The sequence below is a fragment of the Flavobacteriaceae bacterium GSB9 genome (assembly GCA_022749295.1).
Lineage (GTDB): Bacteria > Bacteroidota > Bacteroidia > Flavobacteriales > Flavobacteriaceae > Flavisericum.
The window spans coordinates 3,081,233-3,103,447 of sequence record CP062007.1 but is presented as its reverse complement, the minus strand read 5'-3'; the positions used below and the strand labels follow the sequence as shown (position 1 = coordinate 3,103,447).

The following is a 22,215-nucleotide window of genomic DNA, read 5'->3' as shown; positions in this document are numbered from 1 at the left end:
ATTTGCTAAATTAGGTGCTTAAACCACGCAACTAATCTTATACATAACCGTTGTGAGCAAGCTTGACCAAACCAACATCTGACTTCAAAATTGGAAAATAGAATTAAAGCATTTGCAGTAGACTATTTGATTATGTGTATAATCGGATATTTAACATTTAAAATTACGGACAATATATTTTTAGGAATAATGATAATCTATCCAATAACAATGAACAAAGATTTTCTTAATGGAAAAAGCATTGGAAAAAGATTATTCAATATTCAAGTCCAAAATCTGACTGACCAAAAAGCGTCTGAATGGAAATGCTCATTCAGGAATTTTCTTTTCATCATTCCATTCGACCTAATATTTACAATTTTTAGCCCAACTAGAAGAATTGGCGACCGAATTGCAGGAACCAAAATTGGAATTAATAAAGAATGTACTCTAAAAACTATAAGGAATGAATTAAAAAATTATCGGATTAATAAAAACCTGATTTTTGGATTATTATTCGCTTTAGCCAATACTTACGCCTTGATATGGCTCTATGAAATAATATTAAGCTAAATAATGAAAAAGCCAGCTCACAACACCATATAAAAATAATGCGTAAGTTTATTCCTAAAACCAAAGTTAGTGCTTGTTTGCTTGCATCTGATTTTCCTTCGGAAAATCCTCGCACTCAAACTACGCACTATTCTTATACGAGAACGTTGTAAGCAATTTGAGAAATGACATTCTGGAAAACTAAAAATAGTATTGAACCAAAGAAAAATTTCTTCGCAGAAATTGAGGTATACTATACTGGAATTTCTAATAACAGAATTCCTACTGAATTGCTGACTGAAATAATCGAAAAAGTAACGGACAAAATTTACGCTGATTACAAACGATTTTGGAAACAATACCCAAAATCAAGAAAACGATACTCAAAACTGACATTAACGGATTTAGAGCACGATTTTGTTTATTATCTGATAACGGATTTTCTAAAACAAAAGAGACTTTCAGAATATCGCACTTTATCAAAGACTTTGCTTAAAATGAATGATATAGAATTTGAGGAATACGAAAAAAGAAAACATTGGTACGAAACAAAGTAAAACTGAATTTAGGGAATCCACAAAACGGATGGTTACCGATTGAATTTGAATCGGGAGAATTTGAGTTAAATTTTACCACTTCAAAAATTCCTGAAAATCCAACGGACAAAATGTGTGATGCTTTGATTTTGTGCCTAAAAGGTTTGGAATCTGAATTTAGATGGAATGTTGAACCTGGTATCTATTTTTTCAAATTATCACCAAGTGGAGATTTAGTAAATCTTTCGATTTCAGAAAGTGACGGTTCAGAAGTTCAAAACCTGATATATGAATTTAATGGAGATTTTAATTCTGTGATTTTGCCAATGTATCGGAGTTTGAAAAAGTTTAGTACATTGGAATTTGAAAAAACAGACTGGATAAAAATTGACCAAAGTAAACTGGATAAATTAACGGAATTGGTAACTAATAAAAAAAACTGCTTACAACACCGTGTATAATTAATTGCTACGGCTAGTGCTTCTCACGAAAATTCCTTCGGAATTTCCTCGGGCAAGTATTTGTTTACTAAATTAGTTGCTGAACCACGCAACTAACCATACACCAAACGTTGGCAATAATTATGAAAGTCCGTTTAAAAAATAAAGTTCTGTTTTTCTTTTTAGTATTTGTTTCCATAATATCATTTGGACAAACTGAACAGAAAAGTTTTGACTTTAAAATGGACGAAAAAATCGCTGATTTTCGGACTGAACTGACCGCCAAAAAAGTTGACACTTTACTTGAAGCTTACTACTTCTTTGACAATGGTCGTGGAAATAAAGCAACTTACTTGTTTTTATGGAAAGAAAATGGAAAAGAATTTTTAAAAGTTATTAAGTACAAAAAGAATAACAAATTCACAGAATTTCCAATCACTGAATGTCCTGAATTAAAAAATATTTTGGACTTCTATTTAGAAAACGAAGCGGAAATAAAAACGATAGAGCCAAAATCAAAATTATGGATGAGTCATAATTACGGATACTCCATACGACTAAATATAAATGGTTCGGAGTATAAAACTTATTTAAGAAATGAAAAAAGGTTTGACGATAAAGAAAATCTAAAATCCCAATGGATAAACTTAATCGACAAAATAGCAGAGGATTATATAAGAAAATAACTATTGCCAACAACGTGTAAAAATAATTGCTTGGTTCTAGCCTACTCGGAAAATCCTACGGATTTTCCTCTGGTTCGTTCCATTTTTAGTAAGTTAGTTGCTCGCACACGCAACTATCCTTACACAAACACGTTGGGCAACATTTGAGAATGTGAACTTTCCTGAAATAGGTTGACTAAAAATTAATCATTTAATTATAGTCACTTATGAAAACAAAAAAAGACCACTGGCGAAAAAAAAGCTACCAAAAAGTCAATCTAGAAACCAAACTTTTGGTCGTTGACCAAATCCTTACTGGACACATCTCTAACAATCAGGCTTCCAAAAAATATGATGTCCCTAGGACAACCATTGCCTATTGGTTAAGAAAATACAGTACCTTAGTACAACAAAACAATGGTATGAGCAAGAACGATGAAATTAAAAGACTAAAGGAAAAAATTGAAGAACTGGAGTTCCAAAAAGACTTCCAGCAGGACATCATCGCTGATATGGAACTTATTACTGGCGTCGATATGTCAAAAAAGTCATTGCCCAAAACATTAGCAAAAGAGATAGAGAAAAAGAAAAAAGCCCGTATAAAAGAAAATGGCTCTATGGATGTTTTGGGATTAGCAAACAAGCCTTCTACAAAAGGCTCAAAGCACAACAAAAACAAGAAATAGACCATCAGAAGCTAATAAAAATGGTCAAGGAATACCGTAAAAAAGTAGGCTCTAAAACGGGTGGGATTAAACTCTATACTGAACTAAAACAAGACTTTATTAAAGCTGATGTTAAGATAGGAAGAGACAAGTTCTATCGGTTCCTTAGACTTAACAAGCTACTCATTCCTAAAACTAAAAATTACATCACAACCACAAACTCAAACCATATGTACAGAAAATACAAAAACCTGATCAAAGACCACGTCCCTAAACGACCTGAACAGCTATGGGTAAGCGATATAACGTACATTAAAACTGAAAACGGACACAACTATTTAGCATTGGTCACAGACGCCTATTCCAAGCAAATTATGGGCTATAACCTCGATAACCATATGAGAACATCACTTTGCAGAAAAGCGCTCGATATGGCCATTAAAAACAGAAAGTATCCCAACCAAAAACTCATTCATCATTCCGATAGAGGCTTTCAGTACTGCAACCCTGAATACACAAAGTTTGCTGAAGATAACGGAATTACAATGAGTATGACTGAACAATACGATCCGTATGAAAACGCTGTTGCCGAACGCATTAACAGAACGTTAAAATATGAATACGGACTAAAACAAACCATTAAAAGCACTGAATTAGCTCAGAAAATAACCAAACAAGCAGTATATATTTACAACAATCTAAGAACACATTTTAGCTTAAAATTAAGAAAACCTGCTGATGTGCATCTCAATCCAAACATCAAATACAAATCCTATCGAAAAAATAATGTAAATTTACTTGAACTCAAGTTTTAAGAACCAGCAATAGTAACCAAAAAAGAGTCAACCTATTTCAGTATAATACAATGACCGAAATCAAATTATATAAATCGAATAAAAAAGTATTGAAACTCTTCTTACTTGCAGCACCACTAATTGCAGCAGGAATTTGGATGATATTAAAAGATGATGGAACTCAAACTGACCGAATTATGGGTTGGGTTGGAACAATATTTTTCGGATTAGCAATTCCAGTTGGACTTTTTCACTTACTTGACAAAAGACCACAAGTAATTATAAATGAAATTGGAATTTACGACAGAACAACACACGATGAATTTATAAATTGGGAAATTATTAAAGAAGCATATCCAGTAAACATTTACGGTCAACATTTTATATGTATTCTCGTACCCGAAAGTTTTAGACCCTCTAAAAGAAAAGGAAGATTTAAAAAGGCAATCGCAAAAATGAATGAGGAACTCGGATTTCAAGAATTAAACATACAACTTGGGCAATTAGATATTGATACACTAAAGCTGACTGAATTTATCATAGCAATGACACACGCTGAAAAAAGTCAGAAAGCTGAATTAATAAAAACGTTGCCCAACAATGTATAACCGCAATTACGGCGGATTCGACTACGTCCGAATCCACTCGGAATTGCTAAAGTCTGTACCAAACCGAAAATTAACGCATATTAACCCGTAACTGACGGTTATACGAAACGTTGTAGGTAATTTGACAACCCAAGAAACTGAATGGAAAACTTAATTGGAGCAATTGTATTTTTAATAGTTGGAGGCGGATTTTTATACGCGGGATTTTACATTCGGAATTCAAATCGTAGAATACAAACAAACGGAATTAAAACAAAAGCTAAAATAATTGACTTTATAGAGGAACGGAGCAAAGACGCTGAAGGAGATTCACACATCTATCACTTTCCTGTTGTTCGATTTACGGACAAAAACGGAATTGAAACAATCCAAAAGTTGGACTCAAGCGCGAATCCAAAACGGATAAATGAACCGATTGATATAATTTACTTGAAAAAGGATAACGAATACGAAATAATGATAAACAACGAGTTCTGGAAGACCTATTTTCCAATGATTTTTATAGTCGGTGGATTTTTATTCTCTGGAATCGGAATTGTATGGTTGATTAACAAAATATGAATGAAAAACTACCTACAACAATGTATAACCGCAATTACGGCGGATTCGAATACGTCCGAATCCACTCGGAATTGCTAACGCCAGTGCTAAACCGAAAATTAACGCGAATTAACCCGTAACTGACGGTTATACGAGACCGTTGTACGCAAGCTGAAAACACACTCAAAATTGATAAAAAGAGCAATAATATTAACCTTAATTCTAAACTCAATAATCCTAATTGGAGTTCCTGCTGGACATGGTTACGGAATAATGATATTAATTGAGTTTATAAGTATTCGGACGATAATAGAAAGCGGATTTGAATTCCAACAAGAATATCCTTTTGAAAGCAGTCTGATTTTAATAGCTATTGTGTCTTTAATTGGCAAACTAATTTCAATTGCTTTATTGTTTTCAAAAAACATTTTGACCAAAATAAACTGGATTTACATCGGACTGACTTTAATACTGATTTCTTTCCTCTTTATTTGTTACGGAGCTTGGAATTATGACAATTTTCTATTTGCACTAACACTTGGAAGCGGAATTCCATTTTTAATGTACTTTGGTAGAGTATTATATTTGATTAATAAAGAAAAAAAGAAATCAGAATTAGTGACTGAATGAAAAAAAGCCAGCGTACAACACTATACAACCGCAATTACGGCGGATTCGACTAGGTCCGAATCCACTCGGAATTGCTAAAGCCTGTGCCAAACCGAAAAACAAAGTAAATCAAACCGATAACTGACGGTTATACTAACCGTTGTACGCAAGTTACCAGCAAAAATTCACAAGCAGAATTGAAAATGGAAATGAAAAAAAATGGATTTGTGTATATAGCTGATTTAAAAAAACTGATAATACAAGTCTTTAACCGAAATTCAAATATTACAAATTACAATCAAAACATATGGGAATAATTTTAAAAACAAAAAATCACTATTTGACTAGATTTCCATTATGGTTGGGTGTAATTATATTTTTAGCATTTTCGCCTTTTATAATTGGATTTATTGGAGCTTACTTATCTGAATTAATAACAAATGAACCTTGTCACGAAGGAAACTGCTTTTGGGGAGTAATTCCTTGGTTAGGAATATTTATAACACTACCAATTGGTGGAATCGCACTTATAATTTATTTCATCATTATAATTATAGACTCTGTTAAATTAATAAAAAATGGAAAATAAAACCTGCGTACAACAATGTATAACCGCAATTACGGCGGATTCGACTACGTCCGAATCCACTCGGAATTGCTAACGTCAGTTCTAAACCGAAAAGTAAAGCATATTAACTCGTAACTGACGGTTATACGAGACCGTTGTGCGTCATGCGAAAAAACCAATGAATAAAGAATGGATTGACATAATGAAACAAACAAAGCGACTGAAACTAAGTCGTTGGCAGACTATTGACCACTTTTTCATTGTATTGTTCATACTATTCATTCCAGGGCTCACTCTTTTCAGCTTGTTTGAAATTTATGTGACTGAAACTTATGACGGAGTGAGAACAGCGGACGAACTCATTTCGACAGCTTGGCCATGGATAATTCCAGCTGTTGTATTTTACTTTATTCAGAAAAGTCGACTGAGATTTAGAGAAATAAAAGTTGAATACTCAGACCAAGAATTTCAAGAAGCTATTGAAAGAACTGCTAAAGAATACCAATGGCAAATTGAACTTAATAATAAGAAAATATTTCGAGCGTACAGACCTTGGAATTGGACAGGAAGTTGGGGAGAAATGATTACCATAGTTAGAGACAACGACCGACTACTACTGAACAGTATTTGCGACCCTAATAAAAAGAGTTCTGTAGCTTCCTTTGGTTGGAATAAGCGAAACATTGACACCTTTTTGAAAAACCTTATTGCCGTCAAAAAAGACATTCCTGTTCAAGAGAAAATAGAGCTACCTGAAAAGGAGTGGACTTTTAAGAAGATAATAATTCGACTGTTTGCTTATCCATTCTGTTTGTTTCTTATTGGTTTTGGCGTATACATGATTTTCAATCCCGTGAATTGGAAATCGCAAGGAGCAGGAATTGGAGCAATGGCCATAGCAGGAATCTATCTATACTCTGACTTGAAAATGATTATTAAAAGTAAAAACACGAACGCACAACAAGGTGTATAGCCAATAGGGCAATTAGTGATAAATTGAAAGTCCTGTTCTTTGAGCAGGCAACGCCAAAACAAAGTTTTGACGTTTGACAAAAGAAAATTAAAAGTAAAAACGTTTGTTTTGGCCCGGTGGTAAACCGAAAGTGAAGTGCTTCGAATCTGCCCTACTGTCCATACACAGAACGTTACCACCAATTTCAAAAATGACGATATTACTATTTACAGCCTTACTTCTTCTCATAATCTTATTGATTAATTATTTTGTTAGTACAAAACGAAAAAGCGGATTAAAAATACTCGTCGGATTCGGAATTTTAATCGGATTTCTAGCTTTAGGACTTAATTCATTATTTGACGATTCATTTGGAGCTTCAACGCCAGTTAATATTCGGACTGAAAATCTGACCGACAAAAAACTAAAAATTTATGCAATAGCTTTTTGGAATAACAACTGGAACGGAACAGGAAACTATGTCACTTTCGACAAAAAATTAAAGCCAAATAAAACGTCCGATTTTTGGTTTGAGAATGACGGAACGACAGAATTTTGGATTGTTGGAAAAAACGAAAATGGCGGAATTGATTATTTGAATGTTGTTACAGAAAAAGAAAGTCAGTTTGATTTTAAAATAACAGAAAATCAAAATACTGACCAAGACAAAATATTAATCGCGGAAGAATTAACATTCAAAACGGACAAAAGTGAGCAATTTAAACGTTTTGCTTTTTGGACAAACATTATATTAATCGGACTTTTAATTTTGAGTCTGATAAAAATAAAAACTGGTGGTAACATTGTATAAAAATAATGCGTAAGTTTATTCCTAAACCAAAAGCTAGTGCTTGTTTGCTTGCATCTGATTTTCCTTCGGAAAATCCTCGCACTCAAACTACGCACTATTCTTATACGTAACCGTTAGCTACAATATCTCACTCGGCTCTGAAAAAGTAATTTAATCGGTTTCAAAACTTATAAAACTGATTTTAAAAGCGTATAAAACTAAACTGATTTCTCACTCAACCAAACTGACCAAAGCAGAGCGCAACTGTTGCCTACGACTGACCTTCCTCACGGAAAATCTAATTCTAAAAAAAGAAAATATTACCTAAAACTGACTCGCATTAAGCGCAAAAAATAAATTAAAGCATCTGTTAAAAATAAAATACTGTAGCTAACATTGCCTATAATTCATTGCGGCGGATTTTCCTATCGGAAAATCCTTTCACTTTTATTATCTTTGTTTTACGGCGGAATAATCCTGCGGATTTTTCCGCAACGCAATCATAGCCCTAACCGTTGTGCTTCATGCAGAAAAAGACAAAATGAACATTCAAGAAGGATATAAAATTGACGAACCCAACATTTTCATTCCTTGGGACATTGACGAACAAACTTTGACCCAGAAATTGAATGGACACGACTTTAAACATGTTACGACAGGCTATTACACCATTTCTTGTAAATCCTTGAATGGACTAAGTTGTATGCTCGGATTTCACTTTGAACCCAGGAAAAACGGACATTTAAACGAATTAGAATTTTTCCGAACAGACTACAGCGACCAAAAAAAATCATTTAACGACTTTCAATCTCATTTCGAAAAAGAATTTGGAAAACCGACCTCAGAAGCAAATGGAAACGAAGGATTTAAAAACTATGTTTGGAATTTTGAGTCAGTTCAAATAGTCCATTATGTGTTCGACAGATTTGGACCAGAAGAACACATGAGAATTAAAAAAATAAAAAAGCACGAAAGCACAACAACACCTATAAGCAAGCGGGCAGACAGTGCTAAACGAAACAATAATACTTTTAAAAAACTATGGTTTCGGCTGACAGGTAAGTAGCTTTTAAAGCCCGCCTGCTCATAGCCAAACCGTTGTAAGCAAGCTATAAAAACAGAATGGCAACATTATTAGAAGATATAAAAAAGCAATCCGATTGGACAGTTAAAGCGTTCAAATCGGACGGAATTGAACTTAATTATTCAATGGGAAGTTTAATTGAAATTGACCGATTTATCCAAAAATACACTAAAGACGGACAACCGATAAAAGGTGGTCGACTTGCCAAAGGTTATGGCGGAAAAATATTTTCGATTGGCTCATATATTGGAGAAACTTTAATAAAAAATGTTCCTGATTCGAAATGGATTACTGACGACAATGACCCTCACGGAGAAGTGAATATCGAAGTGAATTTGTCAGACGGAACTCGATGTTGGCCAATTCAAAAATTAATGAAAAGGATTCAAAACGGACTTGAGGACGGGATTTATCCTTATGGAGTAAGCGTGACAAACAAAAAAGCGGATGAAAAATATGACGGAGAGTTTTGGAAAATAGAAAGTGAAGTAAAACCAATGGAACCGAAAAAACCTTGGTGGAAATTTTAAAAATAAAAAAGCCAGCTTACAACATTATATAACCGCAATTACGGCGGATTCGACTACGTCCGAATCCACTCGGAATTGCTAAAACCTGTTCTAAACCGAAAATTAACGCATACTAACTCGTAACTTACGGTTATACGAACCGTTGGCTGTAATATGAACAAAATTTTGAAAACATTAATTTTTCATCTGTTATTGGGCTTCCCAATTATAGTCATTTCCCAAGACTTAAATTATCCGAATAAAGTCTATAACGAAAAAATCGAATATAGAAATATAAAGTATAAAATTGACTTTAATACTTTTAACAATAATGAAATTGAGTTGGAAAAAGAATCGATAGAAAAAAACAAAAAAGATATTGAAGAAATAGCTGACAGTATTAAAATTAAATACGCTGAGGATATAAAAAAATGGTCTGAAAATGTAAAGTACTCAAATAACCGAAGTAAAATATTTTGGGGAAAATTAGGAGGCAAGAAAAAAGAAATTTCATTACCATGCAACTGCGTAAAAAAAAATGACACTTTGACGATAGCTTCAGGTTTTGGATTCTTTGGGGGCGCTGGAATCATAGTCCAAATTAATAATAAAAAGTTTTCTTCATACTTTTTTGAATATTTAGATGAGCCTGTTTATAAAAAAAATAAAAATGATGATGAATTTGTTCAATCCATTTATGTTAGTGCAAAATATCAAAGTTTAATACTTGAAAATGAGCCCAAACCAAATGAATTAATAATAGGTCATCTTAACTTCTTGACCAATCCTTATTATACCGAATCTACACAAGGAAAAATATTTGAAAACTATATAGATGTAGAAATGTATTTTAAATGTTTGATGGTAAGAGAATATGAAGAATAAATACTACAGCCAACACTGTGTATAAAAAATTGCTATTTTTAGCTAAACCAATGTTAGTTGCTTTGCTTGTTAGCTTCTGATTTTCCTTCGGAAAATCCTCGCACACAAACACGCAACTTTCCATACACAAACACGTTGCCACCAATTTGAAAAATGAATAAATTGACAATATATTTTGGAATAATTTTATTGCTATCAATAAGTATTTACTTCTTATTTAGTTCAAATTCCCAAAAGTCAAATAATGATGATTTTAATTTTGGTGCTTTTCACATTAAAATTCCAGAACACTGGAAAAAAATTGAATTTGACGGAATAGACAGCTATGTTGGCGGCATCACAAATGGAAACGACTCATTGACTTTTGACTATGGCTGGTATTCTTATGACTTTAGCTATGAAGATGGTGAAAAACAGCTTTTCGCGACCGACACAATAAATGGAAAAATTGCATTGATAACCAAACCAAAAGAAACTGGAAATGGGACAATTGGAATTTATATCGAAAAAGCATACAAAGAAAACCGATTTAATTTGATTGGAAAAAACATAGCGGATGAGGACTTGATTTTGGAAATTTTTAAATCAATAAAATTTAAGGATAGTGACACAACTTTAAATTCTGAAAGTATCGGATTTTCTAATAAAATAACACCTTATTCTGGTCGGAGTTTATTTTATGCAAACTGTGCTGCTTGTCATCATAAAAACAAAAATATGACCGGACCAGCATTTGGTGGAATAAAAGAATTGGAATTTAAAAAATGGATTCTTGATTCAAAAGATTTAAATGAAATAGACAAAACTGAATTTGGTATTAGCTATCATAGAAAAGCTTTCGGGAAATTATTGACCGAAAATGAAATAGAAAAACTAATAGAATACAGTAAATCGGAATAAAAAACTGGTGGCAACACCGTGTAAAAACAATTGCTTGGTTCTAGCCTACTTGGAAAATCCTGCGGATTTTCCTCTGGTTCGTTCCATTTTTAGTAAGTTAGTTGCTTAAACACGCAACTATCCTTACACATCAACGTTGGCATTAATAATGGAAACATCAACAATTTTATATATAATCCTTGGAATTTTAGTCCTTGTCCTTCTATTACAAAAAAAGCGGATTGACAAAAATGCGGACTATGACTCTTATGCTGACCTCAAAAATGAATGGTCAATATTGACTTCATTCGCTGAATTGAAAATCTTAAGCAAATATGCTGGAGAATTAAGATTTGGACCTGCCTTCGTTCACATCAAAACGGAACCAAAAAATGCGTTCGGAAAAGAATTTTATGGAGATTGGTATTTTAGAACAGAGAAAGGTATTTATCTGCAAAAATGGAATTCAAATCCGATTAAAAGCGGAGTTCATACCAGAGCCAATAATGACTTGATTTTTTACGACCGATTAAAAAATAAAATCGAAGTTTTGGAAACTGGAATAAAGTCATTTCATTGGACTATTGAAAAGGATGAAAATAGCGGACTGACTTTAATATCTGACAATGGAAAATCAAAAAACCGAATAAAAATTACTAATGCCAACACCGTGTAAAAATAATTGCTTGGTTCTAGCCTACTCGGAAAATCCTGCGGATTTTCCTCTGGTTCGTTCCTTTTTAATAAGTTAGTTGCTCGCATACGCAACTATCCTTACACAAACCGTTGTAAAACATTTGAACGAAAGAATTAAATATCATTTGGAAAGGTTTAAAAAAGGTGGTGGAAAACAATTGTTAGCGTTTTCTTCGATTTTTTTATTAAATCCGTCATCAACGATTTTTGCTATTCCATTTTATACACTTGGACTGATATTAATATGGAATACTCAAATGACAAAAAAAGTAAAATGGCGATGGACAATTTTACCAATAATTATAGCTGGAATTTTGACCATTATCATTCAAATAGTTTATGAGATAAATCCTAAAATCTTTCCATTTTAAGTTTCATCTGATGAATAAGAATAATCCTGAACTGATTAAAGAAGCTAAAAATAATCCGAATGGTTGGGTTTATGTTTTGGACAAAGAATTTGAAGGGAAACAAGAAGTTCCGCCTGAATTCATAAAAGGAGCTTGGAAAGTGGACGAAAAAGGAGAAATCGTTGGAGAATTTATGCCGAATCCGAATTATCGAGAAAATGGAAAATAAAAAACGTTTTACAACAATGTATAACCGCAATTACGGCGGATTCGACTACGTCCGAATCCACTCGGAATTGCTAACGTCAGTGTCAAACCGAAAATTAACGCATATTAACCCATAACTTACGGTTATACGAGACCGTTACCCAACATTAAAAAACTCAAACATTGGCATTTAAAATTAAACTTTCATTATTTTTTCTTTTAGGCTTTTTCTTTATTAGGATAACTGGACCAATAATTACAGGAAAATTAAAAAGCTTTCACGAAAAAAATAATCCTAAAATGATTGAAAAAGCACCTTGGATTTTTACAATTTTTAACTACTTTTTCAAAGTTGGAGCTATGATGTGTCTAATATATATAGTTATGATTTGGACTGGATTTGTAACTATACCTAATGAATAAATGTTAAGTAAAAAGAAAATAATATTAATTCATTTAACAGTATTTATAGTTCTGACTTTATTACTATTAATCACATCTGAGCTAATATTAAATAAATTTGCAGCAGGAATACACAACGTCGGAATGTGGATAGATTTAATGGTTTTTGGCACAATTGCAATTCTGATTTTGACAACTATTTCGTATCTGATTTTCCTTAAACAATCTAAGTTAATTGGACTTTTAATAATCATTATGAATTTATTCTGGATTTGGTTTAGTTTTAAACTTTTGTACAGATATCATTTCACTGATTTTCATCCGACTTTTTATATTCCCAATTGGATTTTAATAACAAATGCAATTTTTGCAGTCATCGGAATTATAATTGGTTTTAAATTAATCAACAAAAAAATAGGCATAAAACAAGCGTTACTGACTGACTTTACTCTGGTTTTAATTGGACTGATAATTCAACTAATCTGAATAAAAAAAACGTTGGGTAACACCGTATAAAAATAATGCGTATTTTAGTACAAATACAAAAGTTAGTGCGTCTTTGGTCACTCTGATTTTCCTACGGAAAATCCTCGGACTCAAAACCGCACTATTCTTATACATAAACGTTACAAAACATTTGAACTAACATAATAACTTTAAACAATGAAAAAAACATTTGCTCTTACCCTAATTTTATTTACTACTTTGATTTACTCTCAATCAAATAATTCTGATTATTTGGTAACTGTTGAAAATGATACCATTCATTGTAAAATTATTGAATTAAAAAATAAAAAAGTTACATACATCATAAATGGTGAAAAAGGAAAAAAGAAAAAGAACATATTCAAATTTGCAGATGTACATTTTACTGACAAATCAATAATTAAAAACCCTTTAAATATTAAAATTGAAAAACCTGAATCTGGCTATGCTCACGTTTATTTTTATAGACCTTATGTCTATACAGGTTCAGCACTTGCCTGTAAAGTTGAATATAACGGAAATTCATTCATTAATATTAAAACTCACAGTTACTATTTGCATAAAGTAAAAGCTGGAGAAGTTCATAAATATAACCAGAAAAACCTAAAAAAAGATATTATCGAAATTGACGCAAAAGATGGAGAAATTTATTTTATTCGAGGTTCATTTGGAGGAACAGGAGAGGCTTTTATAAATAATATGAATATGTCAAATTCATTACACATTTTTAAAGATAATCCCAAAGTTGCGGAATATGTTATTTTGACAATGAAAAAAGAAAGTCCTAAATATTAAATCATATGAATTATAAAAAAATAATTGCTTGCTTTTACATAATCGGAGCAATTTCTTTTGCTTCTTGTACGGAAGATGATGAGCCTTGTACTGAAACAGTTTGTCCTGATGGATTTAATAATTGTTTTGAAAAGCCTTGTGAATAAAGGAACAGAAACAAAAAACGTTTTGTAACACCGTATATAATTTATTGCTAGTTCGAGCCTACTTACGAAAATCCTCGCGGATTTTCTATTCGGTTTGTATTTGCTAAATTAGGTGCTTAAAACACGCAACAAACCATATACAAACACGTTGTGAGCAAGCTTGACCAAACCAACATCTGACTTCAAAATTGGAAAATAGAATTAAAGCATTTGCAGTAGACTATTTGATTATGTGTATAATCGGATATTTAACATTTAAAATTACGGACAATATATTTTTAGGAATAATGATAATCTATCCAATAACAATGAACAAAGATTTTCTTAATGGAAAAAGCATTGGAAAAAGATTATTCAATATTCAAGTCCAAAATCTGACTGACCAAAAAGCGTCTGAATGGAAATGCTCATTCAGGAATTTTCTTTTCATCATTCCATTCGACCTAATATTTACAATTTTTAGCCCAACTAGAAGAATTGGCGACCGAATTGCAGGAACCAAAATTGGAATTAATAAAGAATGTACTCTAAAAACTATAAGGAATGAATTAAAAAATTATCGGATTAATAAAAACCTGATTTTTGGATTATTATTCGCTTTAGCCAATACTTACGCCTTGATATGGCTCTATGAAATAATATTAAGCTAAATAATGAAAAAGCCAGCTCACAACACCATATAAAAATAATGCGTAAGTTTATTCCTAAAACCAAAGTTAGTGCTTGTTTGCTTGCATCTGATTTTCCTTCGGAAAATCCTCGCACTCAAACTACGCACTATTCTTATACGAGAACGTTACCTGCAAGCTAAACCAACCAATGAAAATTTGCAATATAATTACATCAGTTATCCTTACAATTCTGGTTTTGTGCATTGCATATTTAATTCCAGAATTTGAAAGTATTCAGGTTGACCCAATGGGAGATGGGCAATCTGGTATTGGAAAAGGAATTATTGGACTAATGATATTGGGATTGGGAGTTTTGAGCTTAATTTTTGCAATAATTTTTATTCTTATAATAATAATTCGAGCTTCAAACCGAACTAATTGGAGTTATGTAAATTTATTGGCATCATTCCTAATTTCGGCTTTTACTTTTATATACTTTTTTGGATAAAAGAAATGAAAAAAATAATTGGACTAATATTATTATTTACTTTAACAAGTTGCTCTTACAACACGGATTTCTTTATTTTCAATACAACTGGCAAACCGATAATTGTCACATATGAATCTGGACCAAATGGAAAAGCTTTTGTTGCTGACCCAAGAATTGTGGAATTTGACTCAAATTTTGAAACTCGTGAAATAAAAAAAGCATACGAATACAAAACTGAACCTAAAGCTGATTCAGAAAATCAAATCATTACGTGTGAATTGAAAAGCGGACAAGCACTTTGGATTGGACACGATTTGAATTTTACTCTAACGAATCCAAACGAGGCTCTGATTTTAAAAGAAAATCTTGTTGAATTAAAAGTCGAACAAAACGGAGAAAAATTATTTCGAGTAGATGATAGATATGTAGTTGACTTTTTTTCGACAATTGACAGACATACTGTTGGAATAAAAGTAAAAAAAGCCAGCAGGTAACAACGTGTATAGCTCATTGCGGCTGAATTCCTCATCGGAATTCATTGCAATTTGCTATCTTTCGGTTTCGGCGGAAAATCCTCGCGGATTTTCCGCAACGAGCCATACACAAAACCGTTAGCGGTCAGCTGAAGAAATGACAGAAGAATTCAAAATAGCGATTGAAGAACTTTATAAGACGTTCGAAATATATCCTTTCAAATCAACCATTGAGGGGTGTCCGTGCTGTGTTTCTGACAATGACAAATCGACTTTACACTCCAAGCAATTAAGAGAATTAGAAGACGATGACATTTCAAGATATGCATTCAAAGCAATGACCACTTGGGGAGATGTGAATGATTTCAAACACTACTTACCGCGAATTTTTGAGCTCGCTGCAACAAGAAAACTGATTGTCGACACTTTTGTAATTTTGGGTAAGCTTGATTATGGAAATTGGAAAGAGTGGGAATCTGATGAACAAAACTCGATTCAAAAATTTCTTAAAGCGTGGTGGAAGCATGACATTAATAATGCGACTTATTTTGACTCAGAAGTTTTAATTGAAATCAATAAGAGAATACAAGACTTACCAACCATGTTGAATGATTGGAATGTAAGTGTCGATTCCCAGGGCTTCAAGAATTATGTCGACTTTGTTGAAAGACACTATCCTGAATTAAAGGGGAAAAATAAATCCTTCAAGGAATTTAGTCAGGACGAGATTAAAACCATGATCAATTGGATTGAATCAAATTCGGGACAATTAGAAAAAGGATTTTTTAAATATGATGGCGAAGATGATGAGTTTAGTAAAACAATATCGGACACACTTTATATGTTTGAACGAGTATGAAAATAAAAAGCCGAACCGCTAACAAGATGTATAGTGCATAGCACCCTGCGGGATGCTACGACACCATACACAGATCGTTGTAAGTAATTTGAGAAAAACGCTAACCATACTATTAATTCTGTCATTCGGACTTTTTTCTTGCAAGTCTGAAAAGAAATACTCGGACTATAACGAAACCGATTTTTATGAAGTTCAAGGAATTATAAATTATGCAAATCCGACAAGTGACCCTTTCGACAGTACAATCGAAAAAAATGTGAGTTTCACCTATTTTTTAGACCGACCAAATCCAAAAACGGGAATTGAGAATAACTTGAAAATGTTTGAAGCTCAAAATGGATATCCATTAATAGTTCTTGTGCATAAAGAAGACGAAAACATAAGTTTTTATGGTCGAGTTGGGATTCTTGAAAATTTGAACGTGAAGGAAAAAGAATTTCTATCTAAGCACATCGAAAAAGAAATGTCAAAGCTAAAGAAAAAGACACCTGAATATATTTATAACGCACTAATAAAAGACTCTATTAAAGAAAATAAAACGGACAAAAAATAAAAAACTACTTACAACATTGTATAAAAATAATGCGTAAGTTTATTCCTTAATCTAAAGTTAGTGCTTGTTTGCTTGCATCTGATTTTCCTTCGGAAAATCCTCGCACTCAAACTACGCACTATTCTTATACGTAACCGTTGTGCATAATGTCCGAAAAACGAAATCCGAATTAAAATTTGAGAAAAAAAGAAACATTTTGGCTAATAGGAACAATAACTTTCCTTCTGATTTTAATAATCGGACTTTTTGGAATTGACGGACTGAAATCTGACGCAGTTACTGACATAAATGTTCACGGCACTTATTATGTAATTGCAAATATTCATCTGATTGTTCTGATTATAACGCTTATTTTATTTGGTGTTTACCTAATCCGAATGTTACGTCGGAATTTTAAAAACTTGACCGCAAATCTGATTTTTATGATTTCGGACATAAGCCTGATTTTGATTTTTACATTTCTAATCTCATTGGTAAATTCTATCCGAGAAATTCCTGGCTCAACCGAATATCCACCTTTGAGTGGTGGAATTATGGAAAATGCTGGAAATGGATGGAATAATGTTTATTACATTTTATTAATAATCCAACTGATTTTAATAATTCTGCTGACAATAAGCGGAATAAAAACTGGACTGAATTACAAACGAACTGAATAAAAAAACACTATGCACAACACCGGCTATAGTTCATTGCTTCTGACTTTCCTCTCGGAAAGTCCTCGCAAATTTGTTATCTTGAGTTTACGGTGGAAAATCCTCGCGGATTTTCACGCAACGAAACCATAGCCAAACACGTTGGCAACAAGCTGAAAAAAATAAGAATGAAAAACAAAATACTGATTTTACTACTGACTCTTTTACCAATTATTGGATATAGTCAAAACCAAAATGAAAACGTTTTATACGTTGTAGATTCAATTCCTGTAATCGAAGAACCCAAAGAAGGATTTGGAACGCTGACTGAAAACGAAATTGACAGAGTTGAAGTAGTAAAGAACAAAGAAGTAATTAAGAAAACTGGATATAAAGACTTGGACGGAATTATTTATGTTTTTACAAAAGAATATGTAAAAAGACCTGACAGCATAAAAGCAATTCCAACTACCAAATTGATGTCCAAAAAAAATGGTACTTGGTATTTAAAAGGTAGCTCAACGCCTTATTCGGGCAGATTTATCGATTATTATCTAACTGGAAAAAAACAAGGTGAAGGAATTTTGTTCAACGGAAAGCTTAAAGGCAAGCGTCTAATGTATCATTTAAATGGAAACGTATCAGATGAAATCGATTACGAAAATGGAATCTCAAATGGAACAGAAAAAAGATTTTATGAAGATGGAACTTTAATGCAAAAAGGTAACTTCAAAAACGGTAAAGAAATCGGAATTTGGGAAATGTATCATCCAAATGGACAATTGAAACAACGCACAAACTTTGTCAATGGAAAAATGGACGGAGAATCTATCTCTTACTATTCGACTGGAGAAATAAAAGGAAAGAACGTTTACAAAAATGGTATTTACCAAAAGGATAAAACAAACGACAAACTTTTTAAACTATACAACGAATCCCAAGAATTATATAAACAAGTAAACTATAAAGGAGCAATTAAGAAATTAGATAAAGCACTGGAATTAGAACCGAATTGGGCTGATGGATATTTTGCAAGAGCCACAATGAAATTAAATGATTTCCAATTTGATGAAGCAATAATAGATTTTAATAAAACTCTTGAGATTGAGCCATATTTTACTAACGCTTATTCCAATCGAGCTTTTGCCATTTTGAGAAAATACGAACTTGGAAATGGAAGAACACTATCCAAGTCAAAAGACATTAAGGTAATTGCTTCAAAAGAAACTGAAATTCCAGAATCCGAAAGAACTAAAATCTGTGCGGATTTAAAAAAAGCTGTTTCTCTTGGAGATGATAATTGGATGGTTTTAGAAGCATTAGAAAAACACTGTAAGGAATAAAAAAGCCAGTTGCCAACATTGTATAAGCGTAATGAGGGCGAAAATGCTAAAAATAAACGAATTGAATATTAACAAACATAGTGGTAAACCGAAAGTGAAGTGCTTATAATCCCGCACTACGCTTATACGTTACCGTTGTACACAATACTGACCCGTCCTGAATAAAGGCTACATAATTTTAAACATTATGTACAAAAATGACAAAGTAATTAGACGGTATTCAGAACCTTTTAAATTAAAAATTTTAGACGAACTTACCACCGGAAAGTTAAACAAGTATCAACTGGGTAAACTCTATGGTATTGCTCCTACGACCATTAATGAATGGATTAGAAAGTACAACCGTAAAGACCTTATGAACACTAGAATTAAAGTGGAAACTAAAGACGAAATAACACGTATTAAAGCGCTTCAAAAGGAAATCAAGCAGCTAAAACAACTCTTGCTTAAAAAGGATTTAGATGCTCTAGTGTTAGATTCTTATCTTGAAGTAGCAGCTGAACAGTTAGGTTATAAATCCGTAACCGAACTAAAAAAAAAGCTAAATATCTAGCCTTAATTAAAGCTAAAGGAAAATCTAAGGGGTTTGCTTCTTTAACGACTATAACTCATTGTTTTGGACTAAAACGTGATGCCTACTACAAGTATAAAAATAGAGCTGATGAGCGTTTAATACTAGAACAGAAGATTGTTGAAATAGTACAAAAAAGACGCAGGTCCCTTCCCAGGGAAGGCGTACGTAAACTTATAAAATCATTAGATAATGAGTTTATTAAAGATAACCTTAAAGTGGGTAGAGATACTTTGTTTAATGTCCTTAGAAAACACAATATGCTTACTCTTAGAAAGAAATATAGTTCTAGAACAACCTATTCTTTGCACAGGTTCTACAAGTACAAAAACATCATTAAAGATGTAGAAGCAACAAGGCCTAATCAAGTTTGGGTATCTGACATCACCTACATCAGAACCGTGAAAGGTTTTTGCTATCTGGCGCTTATTACTGATATGCATTCCCGGAAGATTATCGGTTACGACCTGAGTGACAGCCTAGAACTCAGCGGTTGTACCAGAGCTCTTAAAAAGGCTTTGTATCAAGCTAAAAGTACAGAGGATCTCATACATCACTCGGACAGGGGCATACAATATTGCAGCAATGTATACACGCATATATTAAAAAGGAACAACATCAGAATTAGCATGACCGAAGAGAACCATTGCTATGAAAACGCCATTGCTGAACGTGTTAACGGCATCCTGAAAGACGAGTTTTATCTAGACCAGACCTTTGATAGCGTGGCTCATGCCAAAAGAGCTACAAAAAATGCAATCAATTTATACAATGAGATAAGATTACACTTATCTTTAGACTTCAAAACACCCAATATGGTATATTTAAAAACAGCGTAAATCAATTATTAACCTGTAGCCATATTTCAGGACTAGACATTAGTTTATTGAAACTTCTAATAATATAGATTCTTAATATATAGTTATTTCAATTTATTAATTAAATCATATTTTTAGGTGATTAAAATAAGTAGATGTTACAATTACACGGATATCTTAAAGAAAGTAATGATTTCAAGAAATTGCAGATTAACGATTTGCTTTTTATTGAATATAAATGTCTGGTGCAGGAGGTAAAGGCAGGTATTTGGTCGGATGCTAATTACTTTGTATTTGTAACATCTGGTAAAAAGATGTGGCGCAGCATTTACAATGATTATGTAGTCGAAGCTGGCGATTCTTTATTCGTAAAAAAAGGGGCAAACCTTGTTCATCAGTTTTTCGATGAGGATTATTGCGCACTTATGGTTTTTATTCCTGATGATTTTATTCGAAAATTCATTCAGCGTTTTTCTTCAATTATCAATACAGATAATTTAAGATCAGAACAAACAGATGCTATTATAAGAATTGAGCTAGATGCTTACCTCGAGGGTTACATCAATTCGTTAGCCGCATTTTTAAGTTCTCCATCCTATCCTGATAAACATCTACTTAATTTAAAATTTGAAGAACTACTATTAAATATCTTTACAAGACCTAATCATAAAAAACTTGCGTCCTATTTACTATCATTAAACAAAAACCAAAGCACTATTTTAAAAGACATTATGGAAGCTAATTTTGCTTACTGCCTCAACCTTGATCAATATGCCGAATTATGTAACATGAGTCTAAGTACTTTCAAAAGATGCTTTCAGCAAGAGTTTAATACATCTCCTGGAAAATGGTTGGCCGAAAAACGTCTCAATTTTTCTTGTCACTTACTTAAAACTACTGATAAAGCTATAAATCAAATAGGATTTGAATGTGGTTTTGAAGAATCCTCCAGCTATATTCGCGCATTTAAAAACAAGTTTACTAGCACCCCTTTGCAATACCGAGAACTCAACACATAAATACTTCTAAGTACAAAAACTGTAATTCTGGACTAAATTGTTGATTTAATGAACTTTTCTGGCTATCTGCTTAGGCAGTTCAGACAATACATTTGCATTGTAATTATTAACCAAAAAATATAAAACAATGGAAGTATTAAACAAAACAGTAAACGGATTTAGTCAGAATTCAATTGGCGCAACAGTAAAAGCCATACAAGAAAATCCTGCAATTGCACAATTTGAGCTAAGAGCTAAAAACACTTGGATGGGTGGGGCACATAACCGCAGTTTCGTTCAAGGATTTTATGGGGCATGTCAAGAAGATACTAGCCGCACAGAACCATTTATTTTTGATCATGATGAGCCGCCAGTATTAATGGGACATAATAAAGGTGCTAATCCTGGTGAAGTTTTGATGTATGGCTTATTAAGTTGTATGACCACAGCTATGGTATTACTAGCGGCTGCTCGTGGTATTGAAGTTGAATCGGTTTCATCGAAAATTGAAGGAGATGTGAATTTACAAGGATTTATGGGACTTGACGCTAGCATAAAAAAGGAATTTTCTCAAATAAGGGTGTCATTTGATATTAAGGGGGTAGATGAAGAAACCAAATTGGAGTTACTTACACTAGCTAAACAATCACCTGTGTTTAATTCTCTTATTAACCCAACCGATGTACAAGTCAATCTTGCATCTTAAATCATTAAGCTTTTAATTATT

Annotated in this window: 33 protein-coding genes; all 33 read left to right on the top strand. The window is 32.7% G+C overall.

The genetic code is table 11. The annotated features are described in order from the left end of the window. The first annotated feature begins 90 nt into the window (after positions 1 to 90). Positions 91 to 552 carry an RDD family protein gene (locus GSB9_02755; GenBank protein UKM66176.2) on the top strand — a complete coding sequence of 154 codons (462 nt, stop codon included), beginning with the start codon at positions 91 to 93 and terminating at the stop codon, positions 550 to 552. A 164-nt stretch (positions 553 to 716) separates the two neighbouring features. Beyond that, entirely contained in the window at positions 717 to 1,088 is a 372-nt protein-coding gene (locus GSB9_02754; GenBank protein UKM66175.1) for a hypothetical protein, read from the top strand. Beyond that, positions 1,070 to 1,528, top strand: coding sequence for a hypothetical protein (locus tag GSB9_02753; protein UKM66174.1), 459 nt, complete (start codon positions 1,070 to 1,072; stop codon positions 1,526 to 1,528). The genes GSB9_02754 and GSB9_02753 overlap by 19 nt, the downstream gene beginning before the upstream one ends. A gap of 122 nt (positions 1,529 to 1,650) precedes the next feature. Further along, entirely contained in the window at positions 1,651 to 2,193 is a 543-nt protein-coding gene (locus GSB9_02752; GenBank protein ID UKM66173.1) for a hypothetical protein, read from the top strand. Between the two features lie 206 nt (positions 2,194 to 2,399). Continuing rightward, positions 2,400 to 2,858: a DNA-binding protein gene (locus GSB9_02751; protein ID UKM66172.1), complete on the top strand. Its 459-nt coding sequence runs from the start codon at positions 2,400 to 2,402 to the stop codon at positions 2,856 to 2,858. Beyond that, positions 2,804 to 3,652: an IS3 family transposase gene (locus tag GSB9_02750; protein UKM66171.2), complete on the top strand. Its 849-nt coding sequence runs from the start codon at positions 2,804 to 2,806 to the stop codon at positions 3,650 to 3,652. The genes GSB9_02751 and GSB9_02750 overlap by 55 nt, the downstream gene beginning before the upstream one ends. Positions 3,653 to 3,702: 50 nt before the next feature. After that, complete coding sequence (locus GSB9_02749; GenBank protein ID UKM66170.1) at positions 3,703 to 4,239, top strand: hypothetical protein; 537 nt, start codon at positions 3,703 to 3,705, stop codon at positions 4,237 to 4,239. 141 nt (positions 4,240 to 4,380) lie between these two features. Then, entirely contained in the window at positions 4,381 to 4,800 is a 420-nt protein-coding gene (locus GSB9_02748) for a DUF3592 domain-containing protein (protein UKM66169.1), read from the top strand. A 168-nt stretch (positions 4,801 to 4,968) separates the two neighbouring features. Further along, positions 4,969 to 5,409: a hypothetical protein gene (locus GSB9_02747; protein ID UKM66168.1), complete on the top strand. Its 441-nt coding sequence runs from the start codon at positions 4,969 to 4,971 to the stop codon at positions 5,407 to 5,409. 286 nt (positions 5,410 to 5,695) lie between these two features. Next, positions 5,696 to 5,977 carry a hypothetical protein gene (locus tag GSB9_02746; GenBank protein UKM66167.1) on the top strand — a complete coding sequence of 94 codons (282 nt, stop codon included), beginning with the start codon at positions 5,696 to 5,698 and terminating at the stop codon, positions 5,975 to 5,977. Positions 5,978 to 6,158: 181 nt separating this feature from the next. Next, complete coding sequence (locus GSB9_02745) at positions 6,159 to 6,929, top strand: hypothetical protein (protein ID UKM66166.2); 771 nt, start codon at positions 6,159 to 6,161, stop codon at positions 6,927 to 6,929. Positions 6,930 to 7,119: 190 nt separating this feature from the next. Continuing rightward, positions 7,120 to 7,719, top strand: coding sequence for a hypothetical protein (locus GSB9_02744; GenBank protein ID UKM66165.2), 600 nt, complete (start codon positions 7,120 to 7,122; stop codon positions 7,717 to 7,719). A gap of 520 nt (positions 7,720 to 8,239) precedes the next feature. Beyond that, positions 8,240 to 8,764, top strand: coding sequence for a hypothetical protein (locus tag GSB9_02742; GenBank protein UKM66163.1), 525 nt, complete (start codon positions 8,240 to 8,242; stop codon positions 8,762 to 8,764). A gap of 56 nt (positions 8,765 to 8,820) precedes the next feature. Continuing rightward, positions 8,821 to 9,312, top strand: coding sequence for a hypothetical protein (locus tag GSB9_02741; GenBank protein ID UKM66162.1), 492 nt, complete (start codon positions 8,821 to 8,823; stop codon positions 9,310 to 9,312). 165 nt (positions 9,313 to 9,477) lie between these two features. Beyond that, positions 9,478 to 10,176: a hypothetical protein gene (locus tag GSB9_02740; protein ID UKM66161.2), complete on the top strand. Its 699-nt coding sequence runs from the start codon at positions 9,478 to 9,480 to the stop codon at positions 10,174 to 10,176. Between the two features lie 153 nt (positions 10,177 to 10,329). After that, positions 10,330 to 11,076, top strand: a complete 747-nt coding sequence (locus tag GSB9_02739) for a cytochrome c (protein ID UKM66160.2) — start codon at positions 10,330 to 10,332, stop codon at positions 11,074 to 11,076. A gap of 148 nt (positions 11,077 to 11,224) precedes the next feature. Continuing rightward, positions 11,225 to 11,731 (top strand): hypothetical protein, encoded by a 507-nt coding sequence (locus tag GSB9_02738; GenBank protein ID UKM66159.1) that lies wholly within the window; start codon positions 11,225 to 11,227, stop codon positions 11,729 to 11,731. Positions 11,732 to 11,852: 121 nt separating this feature from the next. Continuing rightward, the gene (locus tag GSB9_03360; GenBank protein UOR30052.1) at positions 11,853 to 12,122 is read left to right on the top strand and encodes a hypothetical protein; all 270 of its coding nucleotides are present in this window, start codon (positions 11,853 to 11,855) and stop codon (positions 12,120 to 12,122) included. Positions 12,123 to 12,132: 10 nt separating this feature from the next. Next, positions 12,133 to 12,330 (top strand): hypothetical protein, encoded by a 198-nt coding sequence (locus GSB9_02737; protein UKM66158.1) that lies wholly within the window; start codon positions 12,133 to 12,135, stop codon positions 12,328 to 12,330. Between the two features lie 161 nt (positions 12,331 to 12,491). After that, entirely contained in the window at positions 12,492 to 12,731 is a 240-nt protein-coding gene (locus GSB9_02736) for a hypothetical protein (protein UKM66157.1), read from the top strand. Between the two features lie 642 nt (positions 12,732 to 13,373). After that, positions 13,374 to 13,991: a DUF2846 domain-containing protein gene (locus GSB9_02734; protein ID UKM66155.1), complete on the top strand. Its 618-nt coding sequence runs from the start codon at positions 13,374 to 13,376 to the stop codon at positions 13,989 to 13,991. 5 nt (positions 13,992 to 13,996) lie between these two features. Further along, the gene (locus tag GSB9_02733) at positions 13,997 to 14,137 is read left to right on the top strand and encodes a hypothetical protein (GenBank protein ID UKM66154.1); all 141 of its coding nucleotides are present in this window, start codon (positions 13,997 to 13,999) and stop codon (positions 14,135 to 14,137) included. A gap of 188 nt (positions 14,138 to 14,325) precedes the next feature. Next, positions 14,326 to 14,787 (top strand): RDD family protein, encoded by a 462-nt coding sequence (locus GSB9_02732; protein UKM66153.2) that lies wholly within the window; start codon positions 14,326 to 14,328, stop codon positions 14,785 to 14,787. A 169-nt stretch (positions 14,788 to 14,956) separates the two neighbouring features. Next, positions 14,957 to 15,256 carry a hypothetical protein gene (locus GSB9_02731; GenBank protein ID UKM66152.1) on the top strand — a complete coding sequence of 100 codons (300 nt, stop codon included), beginning with the start codon at positions 14,957 to 14,959 and terminating at the stop codon, positions 15,254 to 15,256. Positions 15,257 to 15,261: 5 nt separating this feature from the next. Continuing rightward, positions 15,262 to 15,732 (top strand): hypothetical protein, encoded by a 471-nt coding sequence (locus GSB9_02730; GenBank protein ID UKM66151.1) that lies wholly within the window; start codon positions 15,262 to 15,264, stop codon positions 15,730 to 15,732. A 136-nt stretch (positions 15,733 to 15,868) separates the two neighbouring features. Further along, positions 15,869 to 16,570 carry a hypothetical protein gene (locus GSB9_02729; protein UKM66150.1) on the top strand — a complete coding sequence of 234 codons (702 nt, stop codon included), beginning with the start codon at positions 15,869 to 15,871 and terminating at the stop codon, positions 16,568 to 16,570. A gap of 88 nt (positions 16,571 to 16,658) precedes the next feature. Then, positions 16,659 to 17,123: a hypothetical protein gene (locus tag GSB9_02728; protein ID UKM66149.1), complete on the top strand. Its 465-nt coding sequence runs from the start codon at positions 16,659 to 16,661 to the stop codon at positions 17,121 to 17,123. A 176-nt stretch (positions 17,124 to 17,299) separates the two neighbouring features. Continuing rightward, positions 17,300 to 17,782, top strand: a complete 483-nt coding sequence (locus GSB9_02727) for a hypothetical protein (GenBank protein ID UKM66148.1) — start codon at positions 17,300 to 17,302, stop codon at positions 17,780 to 17,782. Positions 17,783 to 17,946: 164 nt separating this feature from the next. Further along, positions 17,947 to 19,101 carry a hypothetical protein gene (locus GSB9_02726; protein ID UKM66147.1) on the top strand — a complete coding sequence of 385 codons (1,155 nt, stop codon included), beginning with the start codon at positions 17,947 to 17,949 and terminating at the stop codon, positions 19,099 to 19,101. A gap of 187 nt (positions 19,102 to 19,288) precedes the next feature. Continuing rightward, on the top strand, positions 19,289 to 19,654 hold the full coding sequence (locus GSB9_02725) for a transposase (protein ID UKM66146.1): 366 nt from the start codon (positions 19,289 to 19,291) through the stop codon (positions 19,652 to 19,654). 5 nt (positions 19,655 to 19,659) lie between these two features. Beyond that, the gene (locus GSB9_02724) at positions 19,660 to 20,511 is read left to right on the top strand and encodes an IS3 family transposase (GenBank protein ID UKM66145.2); all 852 of its coding nucleotides are present in this window, start codon (positions 19,660 to 19,662) and stop codon (positions 20,509 to 20,511) included. A gap of 134 nt (positions 20,512 to 20,645) precedes the next feature. Continuing rightward, on the top strand, positions 20,646 to 21,509 hold the full coding sequence (locus tag GSB9_02723) for an AraC family transcriptional regulator (protein ID UKM66144.1): 864 nt from the start codon (positions 20,646 to 20,648) through the stop codon (positions 21,507 to 21,509). Positions 21,510 to 21,636: 127 nt separating this feature from the next. Continuing rightward, complete coding sequence (locus tag GSB9_02722) at positions 21,637 to 22,194, top strand: OsmC family protein (protein ID UKM66143.1); 558 nt, start codon at positions 21,637 to 21,639, stop codon at positions 22,192 to 22,194. Positions 22,195 to 22,215 lie beyond the last annotated feature (21 nt).

Coding starts and splice junctions, on each gene's coding strand:
- GSB9_02734 (UKM66155.1), top strand. CDS start 13,374: ATGAAAAAAACATTTGCTCTTACCCTAATTTTATTTACTACTTTGATT.
- GSB9_02751 (UKM66172.1), top strand. CDS start 2,400: ATGAAAACAAAAAAAGACCACTGGCGAAAAAAAAGCTACCAAAAAGTC.
- GSB9_02745 (UKM66166.2), top strand. CDS start 6,159: ATGAAACAAACAAAGCGACTGAAACTAAGTCGTTGGCAGACTATTGAC.
- GSB9_02741 (UKM66162.1), top strand. CDS start 8,821: ATGGCAACATTATTAGAAGATATAAAAAAGCAATCCGATTGGACAGTT.
- GSB9_02739 (UKM66160.2), top strand. CDS start 10,330: ATGAATAAATTGACAATATATTTTGGAATAATTTTATTGCTATCAATA.
- GSB9_02752 (UKM66173.1), top strand. CDS start 1,651: ATGAAAGTCCGTTTAAAAAATAAAGTTCTGTTTTTCTTTTTAGTATTT.
- GSB9_02737 (UKM66158.1), top strand. CDS start 12,133: ATGAATAAGAATAATCCTGAACTGATTAAAGAAGCTAAAAATAATCCG.
- GSB9_02744 (UKM66165.2), top strand. CDS start 7,120: ATGACGATATTACTATTTACAGCCTTACTTCTTCTCATAATCTTATTG.
- GSB9_02738 (UKM66159.1), top strand. CDS start 11,225: ATGGAAACATCAACAATTTTATATATAATCCTTGGAATTTTAGTCCTT.
- GSB9_02746 (UKM66167.1), top strand. CDS start 5,696: ATGGGAATAATTTTAAAAACAAAAAATCACTATTTGACTAGATTTCCA.
- GSB9_02733 (UKM66154.1), top strand. CDS start 13,997: ATGAATTATAAAAAAATAATTGCTTGCTTTTACATAATCGGAGCAATT.
- GSB9_02749 (UKM66170.1), top strand. CDS start 3,703: ATGACCGAAATCAAATTATATAAATCGAATAAAAAAGTATTGAAACTC.
- GSB9_02723 (UKM66144.1), top strand. CDS start 20,646: ATGTTACAATTACACGGATATCTTAAAGAAAGTAATGATTTCAAGAAA.
- GSB9_02730 (UKM66151.1), top strand. CDS start 15,262: ATGAAAAAAATAATTGGACTAATATTATTATTTACTTTAACAAGTTGC.
- GSB9_02722 (UKM66143.1), top strand. CDS start 21,637: ATGGAAGTATTAAACAAAACAGTAAACGGATTTAGTCAGAATTCAATT.
- GSB9_02742 (UKM66163.1), top strand. CDS start 8,240: ATGAACATTCAAGAAGGATATAAAATTGACGAACCCAACATTTTCATT.
- GSB9_02725 (UKM66146.1), top strand. CDS start 19,289: ATGTACAAAAATGACAAAGTAATTAGACGGTATTCAGAACCTTTTAAA.
- GSB9_02748 (UKM66169.1), top strand. CDS start 4,381: ATGGAAAACTTAATTGGAGCAATTGTATTTTTAATAGTTGGAGGCGGA.
- GSB9_02729 (UKM66150.1), top strand. CDS start 15,869: ATGACAGAAGAATTCAAAATAGCGATTGAAGAACTTTATAAGACGTTC.
- GSB9_02731 (UKM66152.1), top strand. CDS start 14,957: ATGAAAATTTGCAATATAATTACATCAGTTATCCTTACAATTCTGGTT.
- GSB9_02726 (UKM66147.1), top strand. CDS start 17,947: ATGAAAAACAAAATACTGATTTTACTACTGACTCTTTTACCAATTATT.
- GSB9_02754 (UKM66175.1), top strand. CDS start 717: ATGACATTCTGGAAAACTAAAAATAGTATTGAACCAAAGAAAAATTTC.